General features: G+C 49.9%; 3 protein-coding genes and 1 tRNA gene. 2 read left to right on the top strand and 2 right to left on the bottom strand.

The window, feature by feature from the left end:
- A partial coding sequence (locus tag QVO99_RS06420; RefSeq protein ID WP_288177010.1) for an FKBP-type peptidyl-prolyl cis-trans isomerase occupies window positions 1-563 on the bottom strand: 563 nt, incomplete at its 3' end.
- A 456-nt stretch (window positions 564-1,019) separates the two neighbouring features.
- Here QVO99_RS06420 and QVO99_RS06415 point away from each other — a divergent pair.
- The gene (locus tag QVO99_RS06415; protein ID WP_288177009.1) at window positions 1,020-3,500 is read left to right on the top strand and encodes a M1 family metallopeptidase; all 2,481 of its coding nucleotides are present in this window, start codon (window positions 1,020-1,022) and stop codon (window positions 3,498-3,500) included.
- Between the two features lie 263 nt (window positions 3,501-3,763).
- Here QVO99_RS06415 and QVO99_RS06410 read toward each other — a convergent pair.
- A tRNA-Cys gene (locus QVO99_RS06410) sits at window positions 3,764-3,834 on the bottom strand.
- Window positions 3,835-4,513: 679 nt separating this feature from the next.
- Here QVO99_RS06410 and QVO99_RS06405 point away from each other — a divergent pair.
- Window positions 4,514-4,706 (top strand): nitroreductase family protein (locus QVO99_RS06405; RefSeq protein ID WP_288177008.1); only part of this gene is annotated, 193 nt, incomplete at its 3' end.

The raw sequence follows: 4,706 nt of genomic DNA, 5'->3' as shown, positions 1-4,706 counted from the left end.
CCACAGTCGCCGCTGCAGTTGCAGTCGCCTCCACATTCACCACCGCAGCCGCTGCATCCGCCACCGCTCAGATGGTTGATGATGGTCTGTATCTCCTCGTTTGTAGCCTCTCTTGCCTCAACGATAGAGCCTACGAAGTGCAGATCCTTGCCGGCCAGAGGGTGGTTGAGGTCTACTGTCACCTTGTCGTCGCCGATTTCCAGCACCTTGCCGAGGAAACGCTGTCCGTTCTCGTTCTGCAGCGGAATGATGGCATCCTTGTATATATTATCGGTGTCGAGCTTGCCGTCGATGCAGAACATCTCCTTGTCGAGGTTCAACACGCGTTCTGCCTCATGCTCTCCGTATGCCTGCTGCTTGGTGAGCGTGAAGTCGAAGTCGTTCTTCTGCTCGTCGTTGAGAGCCACGATGGTGTTCTCGAAGTCGTCGAGAGCCAGTCCGAATCCGCTCAAGAACTGGAATGGCTTTTCTGCTGTTGCCTCTTCTACCATTGTCTCTGTGCCGTTCTCATTTGTATAAAGCTTGTAAGCCACGGCGAAATACATGTTTTTCTTATTTTCCATTGTCGTATATATAATTGTTTTTTTGTCTGTATGAGATGTCTTTTGTCTGCTTCTATTTTGCAATATCCGCTATTGTTCATTGAAAAAATCCACTATTCTGAAAAATCAGAATCCATGCCAGCCCTGATGACCGTCTGGGGCTGATCAGGGCAATGCAGTATGCAAAGGTAATGTAAAAAAACGATTTTGCGAGAGAAATGTGTATTTATTTACATTTCCAGGCATCAGACCATAGTCGTGACACCTTGTCTTTCGTCGTTTCCTCAACTTTTCTTGTAGACAGGGTAACCTGCGAAACATTGATAATTCTTATTTAAATCGTTTTCTTGTAGCATTGTTTTTTGAAATGTATTATCTTTGCATTAGGTAATGTCAACCGATGCAGAATATCGTCTGGATGTCATGCAGAGGTGAGCTTGCCTTTGCAAAACTTGTTTGTATACAAAATAGAATTCTATGAAAAAACTTATCATTGCATGTATGGCGCTGCTCTGTTCGATGGTGGCCGGTGCCGTGGAGATAGAACCGGGAGTGAGCCAAAAGCTCGCCGAGCAGCGGCGGGCGGCAGTCGGCAATCTGTGTTACGACCTGAAGTTCAGGATTCCCGCTTCGCGGAAAGAAAAGGTGACAGGCTCTGCCGTCATCAAGTTTACGTATAAGAAATGCGGCGACGACCTGCAACTCGATTTCCAGGGAGCCGACGGACAGTATGGCGGTGTGGTGACAGTTAACGGCAAGAAGAGACGTGCCGAATGGCGCAGCGAGCATATCATACTGAAAGAGAGCTGGCTGAAAAACGGTGAAAATGCCGTAGACGTGGCGTTCACCAGCGGCGACAAGTCGCTCAACCGCAACGACGACTATCTCTACACGCTTTTCGTTCCCGACCATGCCCGTTCGGTATTCCCATGTTTCGACCAGCCTGACCTCAAGGCTGTGTTCAAGCTGAAACTCGATGTGCCGGAAGGGTGGGAGACGGTGTCATCGGTCACCGACCAGCTTATCCCCACATATCTCTTCTCCTTTGTGGCAGGAAAGTTCAGCGTCAAGAAGGCAGAACGCAGCGGCCGTACCATCAAGGCACTCTACCGGGAGACCGACCCCGACAAGGTGGCGCAGCTCGACAAGGTGTTCGACATTGCCGACCACTCCATAAGGTGGTTTGAAAGATATACCGGCATACCCCTCCCTTTCAGCCAATATAATATGGTGGTGCTCCCCGGATTCCAGTTCGGCGGAATGGAACATCCCGGAGCGATACAGTTCACCGACCACGAGATATTCCTCGGCAAACACCCCACACCAGAGGAGGAGCAGACACGTCTGGAGCTGATAGCCCACGAAACGGCACACATGTGGTTTGGCGACATGGTGACCATGCGCTGGTTCAATGACGTGTGGACAAAAGAGGTGTTCGCCAATTTCTTTGCGGCAAAGGTAGCCAGGGAGCAATACCCCGATGTGAACCACGACCTGAACTTCCTGCGTATGTATCAGGCGAGGGCTTTGTCAACAGACCGTACTCCCGGCACGCATCCCATACAGCAGTCTCTCGACAACCTCAACCAGGCTGGATTGCTCTATGGCAACATCATATACTGCAAGGCACCAGTCATGATGCGCAAGCTGGAGCAGCAGATGGGAGAGGAGGCGCTGAGAGACGGGATCCGCCAATATCTGCATCAGTATGCCTATGGCAATGCTACATGGGATGAGCTTATCGACATCCTCGACAGCAAAGCACCGCAGTGTGGCATCAGGCAGTTTAGCGAGACATGGGTGAAATGTGGCGGTATGCCAACTGTGTCGGCAGAGTGGAAAGACGGCAGGCTCATTGTGAAACAAGAAGATCCGCAGCATCGCGGACTCGTATGGCAGCAGCAGTTCAATGTGCGTCTTGATTTCGCCGATGGCAATGGGAGAGTGAGGAGCGAGTTCGTTCCCGTAGACATGCAGAGCGGCACCGTGGAGATTGAGACAGGTGGGAAACCGCAGAACGTATTGCTGAATGCTGATGGCAGAGGATACGGACTGTTCGTGCTAAACGACCGTTCCGGCAAACCGCTCATGGCAGCGGATGCCGCCGACACCACGGCACTGGAAGCTCCGGCTGACGAACTGCAGCGTTTCGCCCTCGCCATGACTCTCAACGAGAACTTCCTCGCCCATAGGATAGGGGCCCGTCAGTATGCCAATACCATGAGGCAATGGATAGTGAAAGAAAATAACGCCATGATAGCCTCTCAGCTTGCCGGCTACTGGAATAATGCCATCGACAGGATGGATAGCGAAGACCGCAGCATAAACGAGAGGATGATGTGGGCAGAATACAGGCGTAACGCCATACCTTCGGTGAGACAGCGTCTCGTCCGTCTGCTTTATGCTTCATGTCAGGGTGGCGAGATAGCCGACTCCTTATATGCTGTGTGGAAAGGCAGCACCGACAAGCTGCTCAACAAGAACGACTACAATGGCATGGCTTATCGCCTGGCGATAATGATGCCCCAGAAGTGTGACGAGATATTGGCGGAGCAGCGCAAGAGACTCTCAAATGTGGATGAGTTGAGGCAGTTCGACTTTGTCAGCCGTGCCTGCACGCCAGACACAGATAAGCAGCAGGCACTGTTCCAGTCTGTCCTCAAGGCAGAGAATCGTCAGCCGGAACCCTGGACAGCATCGCTCCTCGCCTTGCTCAACGACCGCACGAGGGAACCTTTCAACAACAGGTACATCACTCCCGGACTTGATGCTCTGATCGACGTGCAGCGCACGAGCGACATATTCTTCCCCGGTTATTGGCTCGGTTCGCTGCTCGGCGGCCATCGCAGCAGTGAGGCGGCAGAGATGGTGAAAGATTTCGTGCGTCAGCATCCAGGCTATCCTCAGAAGCTGATGAACAAGCTGAACGAGAATGCCTTCTGGCTTCTGAACAGATAATAATAAGTCCATCCATATATTCCCCCCTGGCGTGGGGAACATAACCCCCTAATGTGGGGTTTCGTTCCCCACGCCAGGGGGAATTTTCGGCTTATGCGGTTTACCCCAAAGCGAATATGCTGAATTGCGAGTACTTGGTGTTCCGAAAATGTGATGAATTGTAGCGTTTTACAGACAGTTTGTCGGCAATGCCGGGGATGTTGGAGGTGTGTGGCGAGGGTATAAAAAAAGTTCTGAAACAAAAATTGTTTCAGAACTCCTTGAGGTACCTAGCAGAGTCGAACTGCTCTACACGGTTTTGCAGACCGTTACCTAACCGATCGGCCAAGGTACCATTGCTTGATTGCGAGTGCAAAGGTATGAATTTTATTTCGTTCCACCAAATTTTTCTTTCACTTTTATTTGAAAACTTACCGAAAAGGCTGTTTTTTCCTTCAAAATTTATTGTTTGTCAGTTTGAGACGCAGTTTCTTTATTGCATTTCGACAGTTTTGACCTGTTGCAGCAGGAGCCAGAAGCTTTGCCTTTCATTCCCTGCCGTTGCGCTTTCCGCCGAAGTTCATCAGCCAAAGGGCAGTTGGCACAATAACCAGTGCAACCGCTCTTTGGCTTGTGTGACACCGCCTGCCATATCTTATAACCTATATATATAAGCGAGGCGGCAATAATGATATATACAAAAACATATTGAGTCATATATATTGAAATTATCAAAAAATGTGCCAAATGGCAGCTATGCCAATGGCAAAGCAGCAAGTAGATAATTGTAGAGTGGCTAATGGCAGATTGGGCTTATGTGCAGGTTGTTGCGTGGCATTAACCAACATTAACTGTTTCGATTTCTGATTGCGGGTGTCAAAAGCTAATTTTGTAGTCCGTTAGATGAGAGAATGTCGGAAATCTGTTGATAGAACTTGTTGCTGATGTCTTTTCGTGGAAAGTTGTCAAATCGAGGATTACGCTTGACAATATTTCTGACATCTTGTCCGACAGAAACAAAAACAAATGGTATTATGAACGAAACGATAAGAACGCTTGAGACTCGTCGTAGCGTGAGAGGATTTGATCCGGAGCGCATGCCGTCAGACGAAGTGATAAAAGAGATTGTGGAAGCTGGAGAATACGCTCCCACGGGTAGAGGAATGCAGTCGCCACGCATCGTTGTGGTGACCAACAAGGCAGTGCGCGACCGTCTGTCTGAACTCA

The sequence above is a fragment of the Prevotella sp. CAG:592 genome (assembly GCF_000436015.1).
GTDB classification, from domain to species: Bacteria; Bacteroidota; Bacteroidia; order Bacteroidales; family Bacteroidaceae; genus Prevotella; species Prevotella pectinovora.
This window is presented reverse-complemented; position numbering and strand designations above follow the sequence as displayed.